Raw genomic sequence first — 19,458 nt, forward strand, 5'->3', positions numbered from 1 at the left:
CCCGGCTCGAACGGCCATTCCTCGCCGGCGGCGGCCGACTTCTTACCTGTGATCCGGTACACGTCGTCGCCGAGGCGCGCGGCCGTCACGGGGCGCCACGATTTTCCGCCGCGCGTCGTCACGCTGATGTAGATCGTCGTCTCGCCGCTCATGGCCATCGTCTCCCCGTCACCCGCTCCCCACGGCCCCCCGCTCACCTGGCACCGGCGCGAGCGCTCAGTCGTCACGATGCACGGTCTGCGGCGAGAAGGCCGGGAGGCAGACGGCGACGTAGTGAGCCCCCTCCGGGCCGGGGGTGCCGTACCTGACCCACTCCCCGGCGGGCGCGTGCACGGCCTCACCCGCCCGGACCTCGAGGACCCCCGCGGCCGTCTCGACGCGCAGGAGGCCGGAGAGGACGACCGTATACTCGTCGAACTCCGGCCGCTGTCCCGGCTCCTGCCACCCCGGAGGGCTCGTCATCCGGGCGATGCTCACCGCGCCGGTGCGGTCGTTCACGCGCCCGACGAACTCCTCGATCTTCTTGGGGAGCGTCCCCGCCGCTTCGACAATCGTGGGCGTCCCTATCCATCTCGCCATCTCGATCGCTCCGTCACGCCTTCCGCCCGATTCCCTGCCGATCTTCTACGCCTCCCCGTCCCAGTAGTCCACGCCGTCCTTCACGCGCGTGAAGTGCCGGATCGAATCCTCATCGGGGGTCCGCCCCCCCGACGTCCCCGCGAGCATCCCGAGCTTTCCGGAGTCCGGGTACTCGACGACCTCGGGAAGCCGCATCGTGCTGACCGCGAGGTACCTCAGGGGCGCGTTCGAGTCGTTCACAATCTGGTGCGCCGACTCGCGCCCGGGCGGAAGGGAGATGAAGTCTCCCTTCGCGATCCGGTGCGTCTCCCCCGCGATGCGGACCGTCCCCTCCCCTTCCAGCACGAAGAACATCTCCTCGTTGCCGCGGTGCGCGTGGTAGGGGAACGCGCGCTTCCCCGGCGAGACCGTCGTCACGTTGAACCCGAGCATCTTCGAATGGAGGTGCATCCCCACCGGCGCGAGCTCGCACTCGAACCCATCTCCGTGCGAGCGCTTCACCACGGGGACGTCCCTCTCGTTGACGATTCTCGACGCCATGCGCATCCTCCCTCCCGCCCTGAGCGAAGGCCTCGCCTTCCTCAGGGCGCCGGCTGGGTCAGCAGCCGGCGGAGCGCCCATCCCCCGCCGGGGCGGCGCACCCACTGGGCGACGAAGCGGCCGTGATAGTCGGCCGCGGGCTTCCCGGCGAGAGCGACCCGTTGCGCGTAGGCGCCCCATTGCATCGCGACGTCGCCGAGGACTTCCGTCGAATCCGCCGTCATCGTCGCGGACTCGATCTTCACCCCCTCGAACGACGCCAGGAATTTCCGGATCGCCTCGGGCCCCTTCACGATCTCCATCCCGGGATTGATCAGCTCGCCGTCCGGGGCGTAGAAGGCGGCGATCGCGTTCGCGTCGACGACGCGCTCCGCGGCGGCGTATCTCTGGAGCTCCGCTTCGATCTGCGCACGCGCCGCGGCATCCGTTGAGCCGTCGGGGCCCGCGAGCGCGCTCGCCTGCGCCGCGATCAGCGCGAGGGCGAGGGCCGCCGCCAGCCGGAGCCGCGTCAATCGGTCGGGGTGACCTGAATCGATCATCGCCTGCCTCCATCCTCCTCGAGCCCGCGGCGGCCGCATTCGACCACCCTCATCGGCGCCGCGGCGACGGCGCCCCTCAGGAGTCGCGAGTTCCCGGCTTCCAACGGTGGAGCCTGGGGATCTTGCGCGTGAAGAGGCCGGCGACGAAACCCGGGAATCCCATGTCGCGCATCTTGCCGCGCACCAGCGTCTGCATCTCGCTCACGCCGAGGTCGGGCTGCGTGAACCGTCCCTGGGCGAAGCAGTGGCTGCAGTAGACGCGGCTCGTGGATCCGTCGACATTCGTCCCGCCGCCGAGCGGGTCGCGGCTGAACGGCATCCCGCAGCTCTGGCAGCTCTTGTACGTTGCTTCCATTTTCGGCGCCTCCCGTCCCATCAAATGAAGTGAGACAATATATACAGCGAAGAGCCCGCGGGGAGCGGGAGCGACCAGTGCCCCACGACCTCGTAGAGGCCGAGCGTCGACCCGATCACGAGGCCCCGCTTGAGGGCCGTTCTCCATCCCGGTGTCTCGATCTCGAAGACGGCGAAAAGCCCGGACCCTGTGCGCGCTTCCAGCCTCTCCCGGCGCGCGGCCCGCGACCCGCTACCCCGCGACGGCCGACCATTCGACGATCTCGGCATCGGGATCACCGTGAGCGCGGGGGCGGTACCCGAACGACTCCAGGCATCGCTGCGCGGCGCCCATCGGGATGCCCAGCGCCGCCATCCGCGGCTTGTTCTGCTCGAACCAGATTTCGCGCACGCGGCGGGACTCGAGGAGCCGCTCGCACCCCATGAGGACCCAGGTGTCGGCTCCCTCCACGTCGATCTTCAGGAAGTCGATCGGATCGCCCAGCGGGACGACCTCGTCGACCCTGACGACGTCCACGTCGATCGACTTTCCGCCCGGCCGATTGACGAGCCCTCCCCATCCCGTCTGGCTCAGGGGGCCGACGTCGAAGTGCAGGCGTCCCGCGGCGGCTCCGGCCGCCCGGGGGACGATCTGAACTCGATCCGAGAATCCGTTGCGGCTCATGTTCCGCCCGAGGAGCTCGATGTTGCGGGGCGACGCCTCGAAGGCGATGCAGCGGCCCCCCGGGCTCATCGCCGCCCACAGCGCCGCGAAGTAGCCGAGGTTGGCGACGACCTCGACCATCGTGCCCCCCCGGCGCGCGATCTCGACGACGCGGTGCGTGAGATCGAGCTCGTAGAGCCCCGTGAAGGCGATCGAGTCGGAGATCACGTCACCCGGAATCAGCTCGAGCCCCACGCCGGGCGCGAACCTCAGCTCCGCGCGCTCGTAGAGCGGCGTCCAACCGGCGTGCCGCCCGCGGTAGAGCCTCGACCAGGCCGCGAGGCGGAGCCGATCCGGAAGCACGCAAAGCAAGAGAGGTCGTTTCATCACCTGATCCCGGCGCGATCTACCAGCACACTCCCGGCGCCGATCCAAGGTACGCCTCCGACGCGAGCTGATCCAGCATGAAGGCCGCGACGTCCGCGCGCGAGATGCGGGCCGGCAGGAGAAAGCCTCCGGCGCGCGCCCCGGCGCGCCAGCGGCCGCGCCCAACCCCGTTCGTCAGGACCGCGGGGCGGACGAGGACCCAGTCCACGCGGCTCCGGGCGACGATCCGTTCCTGTCGCGCCTTGTCCAGGAAGTAGACGGGGAGGATCGCGGGGATGATGAAGAAGGTGTAGAAGAGGCCGAGGCGGCCGGCGCTGTCACCGATCCCCAGCGAGGTCTCGCAGACGAACCGGCGAACGCCGTGGGACTCCATCGATCTCAGGATGTTCCGTGTCCCCGAGGAGAGGACTCCGCCCGGGGAGTAGTACCTGTGGTGGCCCAGGGCGGACACGACGGCGTCCTGGCCGCGCACCGCTTCCTCGACGGCCCGGGGATCGAGCACGTCCCCCCGGATCACCCTCAGCGAAGGGTGCTCGACCGGCAGGCGCGACGGATCCCGCACGAGGGCGGTGACGTCGTGGCCTCGCTCGAGCGCCAGCGAGACGAGCTGCCGTCCGGTCCCTCCCGTGGCGCCGACGATCAGGATCCGCGCCGGCTTCCACGCCGCGCCACCGCCTCCTCGGGCGATCCGCCCGCGGTGCCCGGCCCGCGAGAGAGTCGCCGAGAGCACCGCCCCGTAGGCGAGGAACAGGATCGCGAGCGTCAGCTTCACGCTCACGACGCCCGCTCGTACAGCTCGGCCGACCAGATGAAGGTGCCGCCTCGCCAGCGGCGACGAAGCCCGCGCTCCTCGAGGACGCGCGCCATCGCGGCGGGCGGATGCACGTAGACCGTGAACGGACGGCGAACCAGGGTTCGCGCACCGTTCATGAGCGCGATGAAGCCGCGGATGGGCCAGCGGTCTCGCGGATACGTGAGGGCGAGGAGGCGGCCGGCGCGATCGGCCGCGGCCCTGAGCAAGCCGGCGTAGTCCTCGTCGCAGCACACGACGCGATCGAGGGTCACCACGTCGACCCGCGCGATCGAAGGCGCCGCCGAGTGGAAATCGCCATGGCGGAACTCCACGCGGCCCGAGTGGCCGAGACGCTCCGATTCCTCCGCCGCGACGGCGAGGTAGGCCGGGGAGGCGTCCAGGTGCACGGCCCGCGAGTATCCGGCGCCGAGCAGCGCGTGGTGGATCGCACCGATGCCACCGCCGATGTCGAGGAGCGTGCGGCCGGCGGAGGGGCCGGCCGCCTCGATCGCCCCGACGAGCTGCGCCGTCGCGCGCTCGGGGCCGCGACGGCGAAAGCGATTCAGATCGCGGCGGGCCTTGGCGGCGTCGAACGGATTTCCCGCGGCGCCGCACGGGCAGGAGCTCACGCGGCGGCTATCCGCGCACCAGCTCGGCCTCGAGCGTCATCGGCACCGCCGAGAGGGCCCGCGACACGATGCACTTGACCTTCGTCTCCTCCGCGAATCGCCGGAACTCGTCCGCGGAGACTCCCGGAACGACGCCCTTCGTCGCGAGGCCGATGCCCGAGATGGAGAAACCGGCCTCCGTCTTCGTGAGGTGCACCGTGGCGGTCGTGGCCACGCTCGTCGCGGGGTGGCCGGCCTGCGCCAGCGCGTGCGCGAGCGCCATCGAGTAGCACCCCGCGTGCGCCGCACCGAGCAGCTCCTCGGGGTTCGTCCCCGTCCCGCTCTCGAAGCGGCTCAGGAAAGAGTACGCCCCCTCGAAGGCGCCGCTCCCGAGCTTCACCGTCCCCTTCCCCGACTTCAGATCTCCCATCCAGCGCGCGTCCGCCTTTCGATCCATGAGACGATCCTCCATGAGCCGTCGACATCGCGGCCCCGTTCACGAACGTTTCAAAGACACGCATTCCCGTCCCGACGGGACGTTCAGCTCGACTGGCCTCGCAGCATGGCCAGCCCCCTCGAGAGCATGTCCCCATGGTTGTCCGGGATGCTCCCCCCGGGAGTGAGCTGGTTGACGATCTCCGGCAGGAGCTGCGCCAGCGCCGAACTCGCCTGCCCGGTCGACAGCCCGAGCCGGGACGCGAGGCTCGAGACGGCCGGTGCGCCCAGGGCCTGCTGGGCCTGCTGCGCGGTGATGGGCATGTTCGGTCCCGTGCCGACCCACGAGTCGACGTGCTGCGCCATCCCGTTCTGCCGGAAGGCGTCGAGCACGCTCGTCAGGCCGCCCCCCTGCTGCATGAGCGACATCGCGGCCCCGAGGAGGCCGCCCCCGCCGGCCCCCAGCCCGGGGTGGCTCCCGGCGAGGCTGCTCAGAATCGAGTCGAGCGGGCTCGCGCCCTGCGGGGCCCCCCCGCCGCGCATCGCGGACCCGACGGTTCCGAGAATTCCATCCAGCAGTCCCATCGTGACCTCCTCGAGGCTCCGCCTCGACAGCACTTGGTGCGCGGGATTCGATGGCGGCATCATACACCCGGGTCCCCCGATCCCGGGAAGGAGACGCCGGGCTTGACAGGCAAGTGTTTACTTGCCTATTATCCCGGCCATGAACGTCGACCGCGTGTTCAAGGCGCTCGCGAGCCCCGCCCGCCGACGCCTCCTGGACGTCCTCCACGGAGACAACGGCCAGACTCTCCTGGAGCTCTGCGGCCACCTCGACATGTCCCGGCAGGCGGTCGCGCAGCACCTCGCGTGCCTCGAGCGGGCGAACCTCGTGGCGACGGTGCGGCGCGGGCGCGAGAAGTTTCACTACCTCAACCCGGTTCCCATCCACGAGCTGTCGAAGCGCTGGATCTTCAAGTACGAGCATCGTCAGCTCGACGCGCTGAGCGAGCTCAAGCGGAAAGCGGAAGGAGACGCGACATGGAGAAGCCTCGGTTCGTCTACGTCGTCTACATCTCTTCGACACCGGAAAAAGTCTGGGACGCGCTGATCGACGCGAAGATGACGGCGCAGTACTGGCAGCACGAGAACGTCTCGGACTGGAAGCCGGGTTCCCGGTGGGAGCACCGGGAGGTGAGCGATCAGAGGACACTCCATCTGGTCGGGAAAGTCGTCGAGAGCCGGCGGCCGAGCCGCCTCGTCCTGACGTGGGCCTTCCCGTCCGACGCCTCGGACGAGGAGAAACACTCCAGGGTCACCTTCGACCTCGAGCCCGTCGCCGGCGTCGTGCGCCTGACGGTCACGCACGATCGCCTCGAGGCCGGCTCGAAGATGCTCGAGGGGATCACCAGCGGCTGGCCGAAGGTCCTGTCGAGCCTGAAGTCGCTTCTCGAGTCGGGGCGCGCGCTGCCAAAGCTGTGGTAGGGGCGACGCGGAAACGGCGGTACACGGGGACGGGGTCGCCCCCCTTGAAGCGCTCGATGATCATGAAGAGCATGGGGACTTCGTCACGGCTTGAAGTGCGAGACGTTGCCGGCGCAGATCAGAGCTTCACGCGCATCTCGTTGTTCGGCTCGAACCCGAGGCTCTCGTAGAGAACCCGGCCGTCGGCGCTCGCGTGCAGGTACAGGTACGTCATGCCGTCGGCGCGGCACCACGCGAGCATCGTCTCCATCAGCCGGCGCGCGAAACCCTTTCGGCGATGTTCGGGCTCGGTGAACATGTTCACGACCCAGGCGCGGCGGGGCCGCGGATCGATCGGGTGCGACTGGAACTCGAGGATGATGACTCCGCCGCCGGCGACGACTCGGCCGTCGTCCGCCTCGACGAGCCAGCCTCGATACGAGCCCTCCTCTAGCCCGCGTCCCAGGAGCGGCGTCGAGCTGGCGAGCATCGCCGTCATCGCCCCAGCGTCGGTGTGCCCCATGTCCTCGAACATGCGCCGACGGTGATGGAGAACGGTCGCGAGATCGTCCACAGTCGCCGGGCGGACGCGGTACGAGGTCACGGTCACGCCTCAGCTCTTGAGCTCGACGGCGATGACGTGGAGCTCAGCGTCCCCGACGTTCTTCGCGAAGTGGGGCGCGAGAGGCGCAGCCCAAAGCGCTTCGCCCGCGCGGGGGCGCATGCCGGTCACTCGCGAATCGACGAGGACGCTTCCTCCCGCGTCGAAACGGACGAAATCGCTCCAGGTCACGACGTAGAGCACACCCGGCCACGGATGCGTGTGCACCGGCGTGCTCTCGCCGGGTCCAAGCCGCGTGTCGAGAACCCGGACGCGCTCATTCTCGAAGAGCACCGAGTGGTGATCGGGGGCCGCGACCATGGCGTCGAGCGGATCCGGGCGACTCACGACTCTTCGTCCGGCACGTGGAACTTGTGGAGGATGCGGTGCGCGAGCGGGGCGAGCATGATCCCGGCGACGAAGATGACCGCCAGCCCGCAGTAGAGGGAGTACAGCCCCGCGAAGAGCTTCCCCCCGTCGGTGACTGGGGCGTTCACGGGCCCCATGCCCCCGAGGAGCATCGAGGCGTTCAGGAACGAGTCCATCCATCCCAGCCCCTCGAGCGCGCGGTAGCCGATCATGCCCGCGAGAAGCGAGCCCGCGATCAGCGCCAGCGCGGCTCCGAGGCTGCGGACCATGCGCCCGAGGAACTGGCGGTGCGTGAGAAGCGGCTGCGCCTTGTGCTCGAACATGCGGTCCTCCGTCGTCCGTCACGGGATGCGCGCCGACTGCCACGCGACCATCTCCCAGCGCTCGCCCCGGCGCACCCACACGTCCGTGAAGCGGACGGGGATGGAGAGGTCGCCCGCCGGGGTCCGGACGTCGAGCGCCGCCTGCCCGGTCACGATCGCTGTGGCGTCGATGACCTGCACGCATACGTCCTGACGCCGGAAGTCCCTGTACTTGAGATCGCCCGACTTGAGCTGCGCGAGGAAGCTCGCCTTCGTGTCCATCTTGCCGCTCGAGTGTCCGTACGTCAGCTCGGGAGCGAGGAGGCGATCGAGCGTCTCCACGTCGCCGGCGATCATCGCCTGGATACGCTGGTCCTCGAGCCTGAGGATCGCGTCCTCGGTCGAAGGCGCGGCGGCGGCGATCGGCACGATCGCCATCGCGAGCGCCAGCAAGCGATTCCGGGTGCGGCGAATCATGACGTTCTCCTCGGTGACACCTGGGGATTCAAGCACAACGCGGAGGTCATGGGTTGGCCCGCGCCGCCTGGATCACGCAGGCGAGGACTCCCCCGATCCCGCCGGCCACGACGAGGCCTCCCACCCACGAGGGGGAGGAGACCGCCACGGCTCGCATCATTCCCGTGCAGACCGCGCCGATCCCGGCGGCGGTCGCCGCGAAGCTCACGCGCCGGGCCCATCGCGGCGGGCCGGCCGGGCGCCGGGGAGTGGTGAAGGAGCGGACGAGCGTGATTCGGTCGGAGAAGTATCCGGTCCACGCTCCGGCGATCAGCATGATGCCGGCGAGAATCAGAGGACCGCCCGGCAGATCGCGGCCGTCGGAATCCGGCATCAGCAGTCCGCGGCCGTGCCCCCCGCCGATCCCCGCGACGAAGGCCCCGACCAGCGCGCCGAATACGAAGTGCATCACGTATCCGGCCACTCCGCCGGACTCTCGCTCCGTCATCCGGCTCCCGGGGATTTCGCGGCCACGTCGTCGAAGAACTTCACGACGCCCGTGTCGAGCGAGTACTTCGCGCCGACCACCATCAGACCGTCGTCGCGGATCAGCCTCTCGAGGAGCTCGGAGCCGTGGCGCAGGTGATCCACCGAGACGCGCACGTTGGCGCGCACGGCGTCGGCCACGAGCCCCTTCGGGTCGTCCGCGCGCCCGCGCGACAGGACCGACTCGACCGAGGGGCGAACCCGATCGACGATCGATCGGAGGTTCTTGGATTGGCTCGTCGGCTGCCCCTGCAGCTCCTCGAGCGCGGCGACGATCGCGCCGCACTGGGAGTGCCCCATCACGACGACCAGCCGCGTGCCGAACCGCGCGGCGGCGAACTCGACGCTCCCGACCTGGGAGGGGGCGACGATGTTGCCGGCGACGCGGATGACGAAGAGGTCGCCGAACCCCTGATCGAAGACCAGCTCGGCGGGGACGCGCGAGTCGGAGCAGCCGAGCACGATCGCGAAAGGCTCCTGCCCCGCGACCAGCCCGGCGCGGCGCGCGTGGCTCGACACGGCGGCGGCGGCCGTCGTCTCGCTCGCGACGAACCGCCGGTTCCCTTCTCGAAGGCGGGCCAGAGCGTCGGAGGCGGAGATCATGCCGGAGTCTGGCAGCGGATCGCGGTCGGCGTCAACGCCCGGGACCGGCGATTGACGCCCCCTCCTCCTCCGTGGTCATCTTCGCCACGCAAAGGAGACTGCCATTGAAGAGGATCCTCATCCTGGCCGCCGCGCTCCTCCTCGGGTCCGCCGCGGGCGCCGCCACCGACCCGATCGACTCCCTCGAATCCGGGGCCTCCTCACCGTTTCGCGTCGCGGCGCGTGGGGTGATCAACGACCCTGGCCATCCGCTGCACCCCGGGTTCGTCCGGCCGACCGCCGCGACGCTCCGCGTGGCCTTCGATCCCTCCTCCGGCGAAGCGTCGGTGGAGATCGAATCGGGCCGGGGGGAGGACCATGACGTGGACCGCTACTTCGTGCGGCGCGGCCGCGTCTTCCAGGTGGACGACGAAGGACACGACATCCCGGCGGCGCCGCTGGCCGAGATCTCGGCGGCGGCCGTCGCCGCGCTCCACCCGGCGCTGGTCGCGAACGCGATGCGCGAGAATCGACAAAACGTCCGCGCGGAGGCCGCCGGGACGTACCTCTTCGCGTGGAACGACGCGCTGTGGGCGGTGACGACGGACGCCGGCGCGGGCCGGGTCGTGAGCCTGAAGCGGCGCGATTTCGACGACGTGCACGGCGACGGCGACGAGGAGATCGTCTACTCCTCCTCCCCCGCGAGGGTGACGGTGCGCCGCAGCGGACGCGAGGCGGCCCGGTTCGATTTCTCGGCCGTGGAGCCGGTGGCGTCGGTCGAGATCCCCGCGGGGGATCCGCGGCGTGACCGGGGCCGCGCCGTCCGCGCGGATCAGCTCAAGCTCTCGCTTCTCGCTCCGCGCCTGTTCACGATTGAAGTGGCTTCCCTGAGCACGCGCGTCTTCGTGGCCGAGTTCGCCGATCACGCGGTCGTGATCGAAGGAGTCTACAACGCGACGATCGGCGACCAGGTGGTGCGGGTGGTGAAGGAGACGCTCGGGAAGCCGATCCGTTACTTCGCGTTCAGCCACCTGCACGCCCAGTACGTCGGCAGCGCGCGAAGCTTCGTGGCGGAAGGGGCCACCATCATCGTCCCCCCGACCACGGTGCCACTCATCGAGGAGATGGTGAAGAGCGGTCACACGTTGAAGCCCGACGCGCTGGCGCGCGCGCCGCGCGAAGCGAAGATCGAGACGGTGCCGACCTCGCGCCGCCTCGAGGACGCGACGAACGCGCTCGAGATCTTCAACGTCGTGTCCGAGCACACCGACGAGTACTTCGTCTTCTGGCTCCCCGGCCCGAAGATCCTCCTGACCGGCGACCTCCTCTTCTACCGTGCGGGCAAACCCCTCACCGGACGATCGAAGCGACTGTGCCGGACGGTCGCGGACCTGGGGCTGCAGCCGGAGCAGTACGTCGCCACGTGGCCGCTCGACGGCTACGGGACGAACAACATCGTCAGCGGCGAGGAGATGCGCGCGGCGTGCGCGAGCTCGCCTTAGGGGCCGGCGCCCCCCGGTCGCTCGCGTAAGGGTGCGCCCGGCATCCAAGTACTCGAGGAGGAGTCCCGCGAAGACCAGTTCGACCGGCTCGAACTCGAGGGGGTCGTGCTCCACGTCGCCGACGTGAAGCTCGAGGCGCGGGATTCGGGGCGAGATTCGATCGAATCCGTTCCCCCCCGCGCACCGCAGCGCCGCGACGGACCGCGGCGCGTGCCGGCGCAACGCTTCCTCGAAGAGTCCGCGAGGAGCGGCCCCTGCCCGACCTCGGGCTGGGCCATGTGCGCCTCGTAGTCGGCGAGAGGAATGTCGAGCTAGGAGTTGGTCGCGCCCATACGGATGAAACGGCCTCACCCGGACGTGTTCGCCGCCCCCGACCAACGCGTCACGAAGGCCACGGGTGGGCCGACGAGGAGGAGATGCCCGAGAAAGTTGTCGAGGAACCAGGCCGGATTGAAAGGCACGGGCCTCGCCTGGGACAGCGGCACGACGACGAAGTTCATCACGAGATAGACGACGGCGCCGTAGACGAGGCCGCACGTCAGCGTCCACCGCAGCATGACCGGCCAGATCGTGCAGCCGAGATAGAAGACGGCCGCGACCGCCATGGCGATGAAGAGATGGAGGAAGGCGCCGAGAGCCGCCGTCTCAGTCCCTCCCGAGAAAGCGCTCTGACCCAGGAGCCCCGAGGCGATGCTCTGGAAGATGACGTGGGGCTCCGTCCCGCGGTAGAGAGCCCAGAAGAGGGTTGCGTTCACCCCGTCGAGCACGGCGACGACGAGGCCGCCCCCGAGGATCGCCTGAAGGGCGCGTGGCCTGGTGTGCGCATCCGCCGGAGTCATGCCGGGGCTATGGACACCCGAGCCCTCGGCGGGGTTCGCACCGGCCTACTTCCTGGCGGGCGGAGGGGGCGGGGGGATCGGGACCGACGCGTGATCCATCACGTACACCCACTTCCCGTCGCGGAAGGCTTTCACGTCGGAGAAGCGCCCCTCCATCACCTGGGGTGCCCCCTGGGCGGCGGGTATCGTCATTTTCCAGCGCCCCCACCCCAGCACCGTTTCGCCGAAGGCCGTGTTGTGCGACTCGGTGATCTCGAGCTTCGCCCCCGTCAGTCCCTTCAACGCCTCCTGCCACCCGGCCTTCGCCGCGTCCCATCCCCGGACTCCCATGCCGCCGAGGTCGATGAAGACGAGATCCGGGCTCTTCCAGTACGTCGCCATGAGGGCGTCGAGGTCGGCCTTGTTGAAGGCGGCGAGGAACTGTTTTTCGACGGCGTTCGCGGCGGCGACCTTCTCGGCGGGAGTGGCGGCAAAGGTCGCGCCCGCGATCGACAGGACGGCGGCGGCCAGAACGACGGTCATTCGCAGGACGGTTCGCATCGGTATCGGCTCCAGGTGTCGGGTTGGCGTGAGCGACGATTATACCCGTGCATCCCTGTCGACACTTGTTGAATCCTGTAGACACGATTCAGTCGGGATGGCACACCCGCGTCACCGCCCACCTCTGGCTGCCGTGGGAAAGACGCGCGACGGCCTCCTCGGGGGGGACCCACGATACGGTGTGCTCCGGAACGACCCCCGCGGCGCGATCGACGACGACCGCCTTGAAGAACGTGCACCGCTTCCGGAAGTGGGCGCGCTCCGCCTCGCCGAATACCAGCTCGTCCGCGACCCCGACGAGATCGCCCAGGCGCACGACGAAGCCGCACTCCTCGAGCGACTCCCGCATCGCGGCGAGCTCCGGCGTCTCGTCCCCCTCCTGGCCGCCGCCCGGAAGGAACGTCCCGCTCCGGGTCTCGAGGATGGCGACGTCTCCGACGTCGTTCCGGAGCACGACGTAGCCGCCGAGCCGCAGCCGGTAGTCGACACCCCCCACGCGCGTCCCGAACTCCACGATCGCGCTCATGGCGTCTCCCCCGGGTTCGTCATCTGCCGTACGAGCCCCTTCCCCTCTCGAACCTCGAAGACGAACCGGAAGTCGAGAAAGACCTTCTTCGGCGACTCGCCGTCGAGGATCTCGTAGTCGGGCCGGCCGTCCCCATCCCGATCGTCGCTCGGCCGGAAGGACCGGACGCGCGCCGGCTCGAACTCCCACCGACCGACCGCGGCGATCGCCGCCTCCTCGAACCGGGCGTCGTACGGAGCGCCGACCGCCGGCGCGAGCGGGCTGCGCACGACCGTGACGACATCCCCTCGCTCGTCGATGACGGCGCGCACGACGACCGTCCGGGGTGGAAGAGCCAGGCGCAGGAGATCGCCCGGGTAGTCCGGCGCGGAGTTGTCGGGGCTCGGAGCGGGGGGCGTGTAGTCCTGATGCGCCTCGATCTGGACCGGGCGGGCGTTGGGGTCGCGCACGACGTCGTAGTGCACGACGCCCGAGAGATCGCGCGCGTCGTCGACATCCGGAGGACGCCGGCCTGCGCACGCGCTCGACGCGAGAAGGGCGATGACGAGCGCGGGCGCGTACCAGCTCCGCAGCCGCGCCGAACGGTAGACCAGGGCCGAAAGCGCCGTGGTCAGCGCCACGCCGCCGAGGATCAGCGAGAGCCTCACCACCGGCTTTGCGGCGCTCTCCCGCTCGGCGACGAGTCGGGCCAGCGTCCTCACCCACTCCGCCGCGCCGAGCACCAGAACGACCTGGACCGTGCGGGCGGCCCAGCGGCGTCGCACGGGCAGGAGCGCCAGCACCGCGAGGAGGGCGCCCACCATGACCTTGTCGCCCGCCCTGAGGAAATGCGCTCCGAGCACGACGAGGCTGAGCACGACGGGCAGGAGCTGCAGCGCGATCACAGGCGACCTCCTCGTGATCCTCGGGGGACACTCAGACGATTACATAGTACTCGCTCTGGACGAGGCCGCTTGCGTAGGCCTTCGTCGCCACGTGCCGGAGCCGGACGTCCCGGAGCAATGAGCCGAACAGCGGGATTCCCTGACCGATGAGGACCGGGACTCGCGTGATCACGAGCCGCTGGATGAGCCCGGCGCGGAGGAAACCCTGGATCGTGATCCCGCCGTCCACATAAAGGTGCTTCGCGCCGCTCGCGGCGAGCCGCGCCCCGATCTCGGCCGGAGTCCCGCTCATCTGCTCGACGGGGCCCCTCGCGGCGGCGACGTCCATGGGGCGGGAGCTCAGGACGACGACGCGCTTGCCGGCGTACGGCCATACGCCGAGGGTGAGGACCGTCTCGAAAGTCTTGCGGCCGACCACGAGCGCGTCGACGGTCGCCATGAACTCCTCGTACCCGTGGGGCTCGCCTCCCCCTTCGGGAAGGAAATCGAACGACCCGTCCCGCCGAGCGATGAAGCCGTCCACGCTCACGCCGACGAAGACCGAGATCTTCATCGGGACTTCATCTCGAAGATCTTCCCGCCGGCCCAGCACTGCGGAATCGCGAGGACGGCGAGCGCGATCGGGTACCACCGGGGGCCGAGCCCGAGGTTCCAGGTGGCCGCGACGCCCACGATGCCGAGCGCCGTCCCCACGACGCCGAGGATCAGCGCGTGCTTCATCGGTCTCGCCGGTGCGAGCCGGGCGGTGATCCACGCGCCGGCGACGCCGATCACGATGCGATAGGCGGTCGCGAGGAGCGAGAGAGCGTCGTCGAGCGGCTGATCCATCGGCGGGTAGACGCCGGCCATGTGCAGCGCGATGTCGACGAGGGTCGTCACCACGATGATGAAGACCACCCCCGCGACGACCGCCCCGATGGATCTCTTCATGGTCGGCTCCTCACTTCAATGCCGCCCTCGCAAGTGCTCCAAGGGTAGTCAATCCGGCGCGAGGTGAGCGCCGCGCTCTTCGAGCAGCGCGCGCAGGATGGACCGATGGCAACGGGATGCGTCCACGCAGTAGCACCCCACCGAGAAGCTCGCCTCGCGCGACAGCGCGGCGAGGAGATCGAGGACGCGAACCTTTTCCGGCGCCGCCATCTCGGCGCGATAGCGCTTCGCGAATTTGGCCCACTCCCGCGGAGCGGCGGCGTCGCGGCCCAGCTTGATCAGCTCGGCGCTGGGCGCGAGCTCCGGAAACCACACGTCGTACCAGTTCTGCGCCGCGTGCTGATTCTTCGGAACGCCGCGGGGCGGGTGCCTCACCGTTCCGATGCGCAGACCCTCTCCGGGCTCCCGTGGACCTCCGAGCCGGACCACGCGCACGCTCACGTCACGTTCCCGGAAGCTCTCGCACGCAGCTCCGCGATCTGCTCGACCACGCCGTCCAGCTCGGGGTAGCCGGCGCCGAACCTCCGGGTGATGAAGTTTCCGCCGCGCTCGGCAATTTTCTCGCCGTCCGCGAAGACCTCGAACTGCCCGGTCCTCCCCGGCGTCGTCACGGCTTCAATCCCCAGGCGTTTCTTGATCAGGGCCACGAGACCCGCGGCCTTGGACCTGTTGTTGTCTCACGTCGGGCAGTAGACGATCTCGATCTTCATCGTGTCCTCCGGGCGACCGCGCAGAGCCACCCCCGGGCGCGCTCCTCGAACATCTCGATTCCGGAGAAGCCGGCTCTCGAGAATAGCTCCCTGTGCTCGTCCACGCTCAGGTAGGTCGCTCTGAGGAGCTTCATCGGAAGCTGGTACAGCGCGCCGAGCCGTCCTCCCCTGTACGTCTCGGCGATCATCACCAGCGTCGCGCCCGGCTTGAGGACGCGCAGGATCTCCCGCATGTCCGCCACCGGGTCGGGCCAGTAGTAGTGGGTCTCCACCGCGGTGACGACGTCGAAGGTGCCGTCGGGGAACGGGAGGCTCGAGACGGAGGCGTGCCGGACGTCGACGCGCCCCTCCTCGATCGCGCGCTGGTTCGTCCTCCGGGACGCGGCGACGCTCGTCGTGGAATAGTCGATCCCGTAGACCTTTCCTTCGCCGGCCATCGCCGAAAGCCTGAAGATCGTCCGTCCTCCGCCGCACCCGACGTCCAGGATCGTGAACTCCTTCTCGATCACGACGTGCTCGAGACCCCAGCTCGTGAGTCCGGAGTGGGTCGAGTTCATGATCGACAGGAACATCCTGCCTGGCCACCACGCCGGCTTCCGGCACTGTCTCGTCAGGAAGATGATCATGACGATCACGAACACGGCTTTGAGGACCATGGGCATGATCTGTCTCGCCGGACCCTCGCTTCTTACACGCCGCGCCGCGCTCCCTAGACGAGCCCCGGGATGTAGCGGTACCGAACCTGCTTCAGGTATTCCGCATAGGCGGGGTCCCCCCGGAGGAACCCCTCTTCGACGAAGCTCTTGATGACGTAGAGGGTGCAGATGACGATCAGCAACGCGAGATTCACCGGCGAGAACCGGTGCAGCGTCAGCACGACCCAGGCGAGGAACAGCCCGGAATAAATCGGATGGCGCACGAAGCCGTATGCCCCCGACGTCACGAGCGCGCGCTGGGCCGGGACGAACCCGATGTTCCGGCCGAGGCTCAGCCGCGCGTAGACGATGATCGCGACGGACAGGACGGCGAGTCCGTCACTCACCCGGGGTGGGATGAGCGCCGCGCCCGGGGGCGCGAACGTCGCCCACGCGAGCGAGCCGTACGTGGCCACGAACGCGAGCACCCACCACCAGGGATTCGGCGTGACCCGGTGCGGCGCCCGGCGGAAGACCATCGTCGCGATCGTGATGAGCTGGCCGAGCGCCGCGCAGGCCCGGGGGAGATCGAGGGACCCCTCGGCGAGCCGGTGATAGAGCGCGTAGGCGAAGGGCATCGACGCGAGGACGGCCAGGGTCCGATCGACCCCCGGCCGCGCGAGAAAGTTCATCACGACCGGCGCCGCCACCCTACTTGGAATCCCCGGGTGATTGTTTGGGCTCCTGGTAGAGGCCGAGGACGTTTCCCGCCGGATCTGCCAGGCGGGCCGTGATCTCGGGTACCTCGACGCCGAGGGGCTGGACGATCTTCCCCCCGTGCGCCTTGACCACCTCGACGGTCGCTTCGACGCTGTCGACCATGATGTAGAGGAGCATCCCCGGCGCCGCGGACGGGGGCCGTCCGACGATGAAGGCACCGCTCACCTCCCCAACTGCGTCGTCGAAGGCCGGTCGGCCGTCACCGCGAACCCTGATGGTCCAGCCGAAGACAGCCTTGTAGAAGGCGCTCGAGATAGCAGATCTTCCCGTTCGTGCGCGTGGGGGGCATGGGCGCTCCTCCGACGGATGGACCGGAACGACGAGGATCGTGCGCTCGATCACCTCGAGCGCGGTGTTTTCCCGCCTGGCGCTTGAATCGCGCGACGCGGGCGCTGTTTCACCGAGACCGACTTGATGATCGTGGCGCCCCGTCCCGCCCCCGGCAGCGGCGTCTTCGCCTGCGCCATCGCCGCGCGGATCACGCGTTCCACGGCGGGGATCGCGAGCGTGGCCGGGCCCTCGAGGCGGACGTAGCGATTCTGGTTTCCGCTGCCGAGGAGGATGCCGTCGGGGTCCGGGAGCGAGGCCCCGTAGTAGAACGACAGGGCCACTCCCTTCGGCGAGACGGCCAGCGAGACCAGGCAGTCGGAGGCGCGCTCCGTCGCCGAGTAGCCGATCGCCAGGAACTGGTAGTTGTCGTAGACGAGCTCGATCGCCGTGGGGAGCCGCTTGCGGAGCGCCGCCCGGCACCCGCGGGCCAGTCTCGCGACCGCCGGATCGTACTTCGCGAGGAAGGCCGCGAGCTGCTTCGCGGGGGAATCGCTGCTGCGCCCGGTCATTCCCCAGACTACCACTCCCTAGCGCAAGCTCGCCTCTCGGAACACGAGCCTGACGAGCTCATCGGACGCACGGTCGAAGGCCGCCGAGAGGTCTTCGTCGTGTCCGGCGAAGCGTTGCCGGAACGGCGAAAGATCCACGTCTCCCTTGATGTCGTCGACGGTGCCGAACAGGGCGGGGCCGGATTTCCGCAGGGCCTCGTTCACCTGCGCTACCGCGCTCTCCAGGAGCTCCGCGACGAGAGACGGATAGGCCTTGTCGCGCATGATGGGGCCGTGTCCGGGGACGATGGCGGCCGTGTCCAGCTCGGCGAGCTTCCGCATCGTTCGACTCCACTCGCTGGGGTAGCCGTCGTACATGTACGGGATCGGGTGCACCACGAGATCGCCGGCCATGACGATGCGCTCCTTCGGCAGGTAGACGACGGCGTCGCCGGCGGTGTTGCCGCGTCCGAGGAACTTGACCTGGACTTCCCGATGGCCGAGGTCGATCGAGAAATCGTGCTTGAAGGTGAGAGTCGCCCCCTGGTACTCGACTTTTCGGATCTCGTCCGCCACCTGCCTCCGATGAGCGAGGATCTTCCGCAGCTCCGCCTTGTCGTCCTCCGTCAGAGACTGGCCGGCGGGTGCCTTTCCGCTGTCCAGCATCTGCTGGTACTTCGCCGTGTTCCGGTCCACCAGCGTCACCGAGCCGGGCCCGAAGAGGTCCATGTCCTTCCTGGTCTCGACATGGGCGATGATGGTCAACGCCGGGAAGGCGTCCATGTAGGCCCGGTTTCCCAGGTTGTGATCGTTGTGGAAGTGGGTGTTGAGAAGGAACGTGACCGGCTTGTCCGTCCACTGCCGGATCTGGGCGATGTCCTCCCGGGCCTCGGAGGGGAGGAACGGGGTATCGACGACGAAGACCTGTCTTTCACCCACGATGACCGTCGTGTTGCCGCCCACGAAGGCGTCCAGCCCGTTGTGGTGCTGGATCTCGTAGACGCCGTCCGCGAGCGTGGTGACCTGCCGCTCGGACTGGGCGGAGACCGGAGCCGGCGCCAGAAGGAGCCCGAGCGCGAGCGCGGGAAGCAGCACCCCGGCCGGAGGGACGCGCATCGTCACCCCGCGTCCGCCAGCCGGCAGATGAACCCCCAGCCTCCGCCGAGCTCGCTGACCGCGAGGATCAGCTCGTTGCGACCCTTCTTCAATGGGAGGTAGACGGCGTCGTTCTCCGGATTGACGATGCCGAGGAACCTGGGGTCGCGGAACCCCTGGGCGCTCCGGCCGGTGTAGAGAATCTGCCCGTTCAGGAAGACGCTCACGTCGTCGCTGTAGCCGATGAAGATCTTTCGCACCTGGTCGCGGTCGGAATCGATGATGGTCCGCGCGTAGACGACCTTCATCCCCGGCTGGGGATCGAGGCGCTTCGAGAAGTCGCCCTGGAACGTGACCCTCGGGTGCGGCGCGTCACGATAGCGGTAGATCGTCACGAAGCCGGGGGGCTCCGCCTCCACCTCCTGCCACGTCATCGTCTGGCTCTCGGCTGCCGTGAGCGGGCGCTCCGTATGGCGCCCGAGCGCGTCGAACGAGGGGGAGAGGCTCCACTTCGTCAGGGTCCCGGGAGGCATCGGCGGCAGGTGCCTCTCCCAGGGGGCGTCCGGCGTGGTCCGGACCTCGAAGCTCGAGAAGTACGTCTTCCCTGTCAACGAGTACAGCGCCACCTGCCCACGCTGCACGCCGCTCTTCAGGTCGTTCATCACGAGCGCGGGTGTCTCCATGTCCTTGACGTAGAGCTTCGCCTGCGCGCCCGCCACCTCGAGGCGCAGATGGAACCAGACGTCCCTCGGGATGTCGACCCCTGCGGTGAAGCCGGGCCCGTTGAAGATCTGCCAGTTGCGGCCGGTGTTGAGGACCGGCGTGTACTGCATCGCGTCGGGATAGCCGGACTCGTGCTGGCGGAGGTAGACCTCCTCGCCGTTCACGCCGTCGGCGCCCGGCAGAGCGACGAGCGCCAGCGGCGTCGCGCCGTCCGGGCCGTCCTTGGCGAGGAATATCTGGCGGTTCCCGTCGGTCTGGTCCTGCGGGCGGAAGACTTC

At 69.1% G+C, this 19,458-nt stretch carries 33 protein-coding genes; 3 read left to right on the plus strand and 30 right to left on the minus strand.

Features of this window, described 5'->3' with window-relative positions; all coding sequences use genetic code 11:
- The 10 genes from HY049_14485 to HY049_14530 form a co-directional block, all read right to left on the minus strand.
- On the minus strand, positions 1 to 152 hold a 152-nt coding region (locus tag HY049_14485; GenBank protein ID MBI3450107.1), incomplete at its 3' end, for a hypothetical protein.
- Between the two features lie 64 nt (positions 153 to 216).
- The gene (locus HY049_14490) at positions 217 to 579 is read right to left on the minus strand and encodes a cupin domain-containing protein (protein MBI3450108.1); all 363 of its coding nucleotides are present in this window, start codon (positions 577 to 579) and stop codon (positions 217 to 219) included.
- Positions 580 to 624: 45 nt separating this feature from the next.
- Positions 625 to 1,125, minus strand: a complete 501-nt coding sequence (locus HY049_14495) for a cupin domain-containing protein (protein ID MBI3450109.1) — start codon at positions 1,123 to 1,125, stop codon at positions 625 to 627.
- Between the two features lie 35 nt (positions 1,126 to 1,160).
- The gene (locus tag HY049_14500; protein ID MBI3450110.1) at positions 1,161 to 1,658 is read right to left on the minus strand and encodes an SgcJ/EcaC family oxidoreductase; all 498 of its coding nucleotides are present in this window, start codon (positions 1,656 to 1,658) and stop codon (positions 1,161 to 1,163) included.
- Between the two features lie 76 nt (positions 1,659 to 1,734).
- On the minus strand, positions 1,735 to 2,013 hold the full coding sequence (locus tag HY049_14505) for a zinc ribbon domain-containing protein (protein MBI3450111.1): 279 nt from the start codon (positions 2,011 to 2,013) through the stop codon (positions 1,735 to 1,737).
- A gap of 231 nt (positions 2,014 to 2,244) precedes the next feature.
- Positions 2,245 to 3,042, minus strand: a complete 798-nt coding sequence (locus HY049_14510) for an FkbM family methyltransferase (protein ID MBI3450112.1) — start codon at positions 3,040 to 3,042, stop codon at positions 2,245 to 2,247.
- Positions 3,043 to 3,061: 19 nt separating this feature from the next.
- Positions 3,062 to 3,820: an SDR family oxidoreductase gene (locus tag HY049_14515; GenBank protein ID MBI3450113.1), complete on the minus strand. Its 759-nt coding sequence runs from the start codon at positions 3,818 to 3,820 to the stop codon at positions 3,062 to 3,064.
- Entirely contained in the window at positions 3,817 to 4,464 is a 648-nt protein-coding gene (locus HY049_14520; GenBank protein MBI3450114.1) for a class I SAM-dependent methyltransferase, read from the minus strand. The genes HY049_14515 and HY049_14520 overlap by 4 nt, the downstream gene beginning before the upstream one ends.
- A 7-nt stretch (positions 4,465 to 4,471) precedes the next feature.
- Positions 4,472 to 4,915, minus strand: coding sequence for an OsmC family protein (locus HY049_14525; protein MBI3450115.1), 444 nt, complete (start codon positions 4,913 to 4,915; stop codon positions 4,472 to 4,474).
- A 68-nt stretch (positions 4,916 to 4,983) separates the two neighbouring features.
- A complete protein-coding gene (locus HY049_14530) occupies positions 4,984 to 5,463 on the minus strand; it encodes a DUF937 domain-containing protein (GenBank protein ID MBI3450116.1) in 480 nt (159 codons plus the stop codon).
- Between the two features lie 139 nt (positions 5,464 to 5,602).
- Between HY049_14530 and HY049_14535 the strand changes: the two genes are divergently transcribed.
- Complete coding sequence (locus tag HY049_14535; GenBank protein ID MBI3450117.1) at positions 5,603 to 5,989, plus strand: helix-turn-helix transcriptional regulator; 387 nt, start codon at positions 5,603 to 5,605, stop codon at positions 5,987 to 5,989.
- Positions 5,920 to 6,363 carry an SRPBCC family protein gene (locus HY049_14540; protein ID MBI3450118.1) on the plus strand — a complete coding sequence of 148 codons (444 nt, stop codon included), beginning with the start codon at positions 5,920 to 5,922 and terminating at the stop codon, positions 6,361 to 6,363. The genes HY049_14535 and HY049_14540 overlap by 70 nt, the downstream gene beginning before the upstream one ends.
- A 118-nt stretch (positions 6,364 to 6,481) precedes the next feature.
- Here the strand turns inward: HY049_14540 and HY049_14545 are convergent, their stop codons facing one another.
- From HY049_14545 to HY049_14570, 6 genes are read right to left on the minus strand one after another with little or no spacing between them, the layout of a single operon-like run.
- The gene (locus HY049_14545; protein ID MBI3450119.1) at positions 6,482 to 6,946 is read right to left on the minus strand and encodes a GNAT family N-acetyltransferase; all 465 of its coding nucleotides are present in this window, start codon (positions 6,944 to 6,946) and stop codon (positions 6,482 to 6,484) included.
- Positions 6,947 to 6,955: 9 nt separating this feature from the next.
- Positions 6,956 to 7,291, minus strand: coding sequence for a hypothetical protein (locus HY049_14550; protein MBI3450120.1), 336 nt, complete (start codon positions 7,289 to 7,291; stop codon positions 6,956 to 6,958).
- The gene (locus HY049_14555; GenBank protein MBI3450121.1) at positions 7,288 to 7,635 is read right to left on the minus strand and encodes a hypothetical protein; all 348 of its coding nucleotides are present in this window, start codon (positions 7,633 to 7,635) and stop codon (positions 7,288 to 7,290) included. The genes HY049_14550 and HY049_14555 overlap by 4 nt, the downstream gene beginning before the upstream one ends.
- A gap of 18 nt (positions 7,636 to 7,653) precedes the next feature.
- Positions 7,654 to 8,091, minus strand: a complete 438-nt coding sequence (locus tag HY049_14560) for a nuclear transport factor 2 family protein (protein MBI3450122.1) — start codon at positions 8,089 to 8,091, stop codon at positions 7,654 to 7,656.
- 46 nt (positions 8,092 to 8,137) lie between these two features.
- The gene (locus tag HY049_14565; protein ID MBI3450123.1) at positions 8,138 to 8,539 is read right to left on the minus strand and encodes a hypothetical protein; all 402 of its coding nucleotides are present in this window, start codon (positions 8,537 to 8,539) and stop codon (positions 8,138 to 8,140) included.
- A gap of 35 nt (positions 8,540 to 8,574) precedes the next feature.
- On the minus strand, positions 8,575 to 9,219 hold the full coding sequence (locus HY049_14570; GenBank protein MBI3450124.1) for a carbonic anhydrase: 645 nt from the start codon (positions 9,217 to 9,219) through the stop codon (positions 8,575 to 8,577).
- A 104-nt stretch (positions 9,220 to 9,323) separates the two neighbouring features.
- Between HY049_14570 and HY049_14575 the strand changes: the two genes are divergently transcribed.
- Positions 9,324 to 10,700, plus strand: coding sequence for a hypothetical protein (locus HY049_14575; GenBank protein ID MBI3450125.1), 1,377 nt, complete (start codon positions 9,324 to 9,326; stop codon positions 10,698 to 10,700).
- A gap of 347 nt (positions 10,701 to 11,047) precedes the next feature.
- On the opposite strand, the gene HY049_14580 is transcribed toward HY049_14575, so the two are convergent.
- The 14 genes from HY049_14580 to HY049_14645 form a co-directional block, all read right to left on the minus strand.
- A complete protein-coding gene (locus tag HY049_14580; GenBank protein MBI3450126.1) occupies positions 11,048 to 11,539 on the minus strand; it encodes a hypothetical protein in 492 nt (163 codons plus the stop codon).
- Positions 11,540 to 11,584: 45 nt separating this feature from the next.
- Positions 11,585 to 12,079, minus strand: a complete 495-nt coding sequence (locus HY049_14585; protein ID MBI3450127.1) for a nuclear transport factor 2 family protein — start codon at positions 12,077 to 12,079, stop codon at positions 11,585 to 11,587.
- 88 nt (positions 12,080 to 12,167) lie between these two features.
- The gene (locus HY049_14590; GenBank protein MBI3450128.1) at positions 12,168 to 12,605 is read right to left on the minus strand and encodes an NUDIX domain-containing protein; all 438 of its coding nucleotides are present in this window, start codon (positions 12,603 to 12,605) and stop codon (positions 12,168 to 12,170) included.
- Entirely contained in the window at positions 12,602 to 13,489 is an 888-nt protein-coding gene (locus tag HY049_14595; GenBank protein ID MBI3450129.1) for a hypothetical protein, read from the minus strand. The genes HY049_14590 and HY049_14595 overlap by 4 nt, the downstream gene beginning before the upstream one ends.
- Positions 13,490 to 13,520: 31 nt before the next feature.
- Positions 13,521 to 14,042 carry a dihydrofolate reductase gene (locus tag HY049_14600; GenBank protein MBI3450130.1) on the minus strand — a complete coding sequence of 174 codons (522 nt, stop codon included), beginning with the start codon at positions 14,040 to 14,042 and terminating at the stop codon, positions 13,521 to 13,523.
- Positions 14,039 to 14,419: a hypothetical protein gene (locus HY049_14605; GenBank protein ID MBI3450131.1), complete on the minus strand. Its 381-nt coding sequence runs from the start codon at positions 14,417 to 14,419 to the stop codon at positions 14,039 to 14,041. Before HY049_14605 ends, HY049_14600 begins: the two co-directional genes overlap by 4 nt.
- A 48-nt stretch (positions 14,420 to 14,467) precedes the next feature.
- Positions 14,468 to 14,860, minus strand: a complete 393-nt coding sequence (locus HY049_14610; GenBank protein MBI3450132.1) for a DUF488 family protein — start codon at positions 14,858 to 14,860, stop codon at positions 14,468 to 14,470.
- On the minus strand, positions 14,857 to 15,066 hold the full coding sequence (locus HY049_14615) for a hypothetical protein (GenBank protein MBI3450133.1): 210 nt from the start codon (positions 15,064 to 15,066) through the stop codon (positions 14,857 to 14,859). The genes HY049_14610 and HY049_14615 overlap by 4 nt, the downstream gene beginning before the upstream one ends.
- Before the next feature lie 59 nt (positions 15,067 to 15,125).
- Entirely contained in the window at positions 15,126 to 15,755 is a 630-nt protein-coding gene (locus tag HY049_14620; protein ID MBI3450134.1) for a class I SAM-dependent methyltransferase, read from the minus strand.
- 83 nt (positions 15,756 to 15,838) lie between these two features.
- Positions 15,839 to 16,474 (minus strand): isoprenylcysteine carboxylmethyltransferase family protein, encoded by a 636-nt coding sequence (locus HY049_14625; GenBank protein ID MBI3450135.1) that lies wholly within the window; start codon positions 16,472 to 16,474, stop codon positions 15,839 to 15,841.
- 1 nt (position 16,475) lies between these two features.
- A complete protein-coding gene (locus tag HY049_14630) occupies positions 16,476 to 16,871 on the minus strand; it encodes a VOC family protein (GenBank protein ID MBI3450136.1) in 396 nt (131 codons plus the stop codon).
- 11 nt (positions 16,872 to 16,882) lie between these two features.
- Positions 16,883 to 17,383, minus strand: a complete 501-nt coding sequence (locus HY049_14635) for a hypothetical protein (protein MBI3450137.1) — start codon at positions 17,381 to 17,383, stop codon at positions 16,883 to 16,885.
- An 18-nt stretch (positions 17,384 to 17,401) separates the two neighbouring features.
- Positions 17,402 to 18,484, minus strand: coding sequence for an MBL fold metallo-hydrolase (locus tag HY049_14640; protein MBI3450138.1), 1,083 nt, complete (start codon positions 18,482 to 18,484; stop codon positions 17,402 to 17,404).
- Positions 18,481 to 19,458 (minus strand): hypothetical protein (locus tag HY049_14645; GenBank protein ID MBI3450139.1); only part of this gene is annotated, 978 nt, incomplete at its 5' end. The genes HY049_14640 and HY049_14645, both read right to left, overlap by 4 nt.

The sequence above is a fragment of the Acidobacteriota bacterium genome (assembly GCA_016195325.1).
Classification (GTDB): Bacteria; Acidobacteriota; Polarisedimenticolia; order JACPZX01; family JACPZX01; genus JACPZX01.

What these genes read in the sequence shown, in the direction of transcription:
- HY049_14510 (MBI3450112.1), bottom strand. Translation starts at nt 3,042, where the DNA reads ATGAAACGACCTCTCTTGCTTTGCGTGCTTCCGGATCGGCTCCGCCTC.
- HY049_14565 (MBI3450123.1), bottom strand. Translation starts at nt 8,539, where the DNA reads ATGCACTTCGTATTCGGCGCGCTGGTCGGGGCCTTCGTCGCGGGGATC.
- HY049_14560 (MBI3450122.1), bottom strand. Translation starts at nt 8,091, where the DNA reads ATGATTCGCCGCACCCGGAATCGCTTGCTGGCGCTCGCGATGGCGATC.
- HY049_14495 (MBI3450109.1), bottom strand. Translation starts at nt 1,125, where the DNA reads ATGCGCATGGCGTCGAGAATCGTCAACGAGAGGGACGTCCCCGTGGTG.
- HY049_14620 (MBI3450134.1), bottom strand. Translation starts at nt 15,755, where the DNA reads ATGATCATCTTCCTGACGAGACAGTGCCGGAAGCCGGCGTGGTGGCCA.
- HY049_14490 (MBI3450108.1), bottom strand. Translation starts at nt 579, where the DNA reads ATGGCGAGATGGATAGGGACGCCCACGATTGTCGAAGCGGCGGGGACG.
- HY049_14585 (MBI3450127.1), bottom strand. Translation starts at nt 12,079, where the DNA reads ATGCGAACCGTCCTGCGAATGACCGTCGTTCTGGCCGCCGCCGTCCTG.
- HY049_14570 (MBI3450124.1), bottom strand. Translation starts at nt 9,219, where the DNA reads ATGATCTCCGCCTCCGACGCTCTGGCCCGCCTTCGAGAAGGGAACCGG.
- HY049_14500 (MBI3450110.1), bottom strand. Translation starts at nt 1,658, where the DNA reads ATGATCGATTCAGGTCACCCCGACCGATTGACGCGGCTCCGGCTGGCG.
- HY049_14530 (MBI3450116.1), bottom strand. Translation starts at nt 5,463, where the DNA reads ATGGGACTGCTGGATGGAATTCTCGGAACCGTCGGGTCCGCGATGCGC.
- HY049_14505 (MBI3450111.1), bottom strand. Translation starts at nt 2,013, where the DNA reads ATGGAAGCAACGTACAAGAGCTGCCAGAGCTGCGGGATGCCGTTCAGC.
- HY049_14535 (MBI3450117.1), top strand. Translation starts at nt 5,603, where the DNA reads ATGAACGTCGACCGCGTGTTCAAGGCGCTCGCGAGCCCCGCCCGCCGA.
- HY049_14590 (MBI3450128.1), bottom strand. Translation starts at nt 12,605, where the DNA reads ATGAGCGCGATCGTGGAGTTCGGGACGCGCGTGGGGGGTGTCGACTAC.
- HY049_14600 (MBI3450130.1), bottom strand. Translation starts at nt 14,042, where the DNA reads ATGAAGATCTCGGTCTTCGTCGGCGTGAGCGTGGACGGCTTCATCGCT.
- HY049_14540 (MBI3450118.1), top strand. Translation starts at nt 5,920, where the DNA reads ATGGAGAAGCCTCGGTTCGTCTACGTCGTCTACATCTCTTCGACACCG.
- HY049_14525 (MBI3450115.1), bottom strand. Translation starts at nt 4,915, where the DNA reads ATGGAGGATCGTCTCATGGATCGAAAGGCGGACGCGCGCTGGATGGGA.
- HY049_14555 (MBI3450121.1), bottom strand. Translation starts at nt 7,635, where the DNA reads ATGTTCGAGCACAAGGCGCAGCCGCTTCTCACGCACCGCCAGTTCCTC.
- HY049_14635 (MBI3450137.1), bottom strand. Translation starts at nt 17,383, where the DNA reads ATGACCGGGCGCAGCAGCGATTCCCCCGCGAAGCAGCTCGCGGCCTTC.
- HY049_14605 (MBI3450131.1), bottom strand. Translation starts at nt 14,419, where the DNA reads ATGAAGAGATCCATCGGGGCGGTCGTCGCGGGGGTGGTCTTCATCATC.
- HY049_14580 (MBI3450126.1), bottom strand. Translation starts at nt 11,539, where the DNA reads ATGACTCCGGCGGATGCGCACACCAGGCCACGCGCCCTTCAGGCGATC.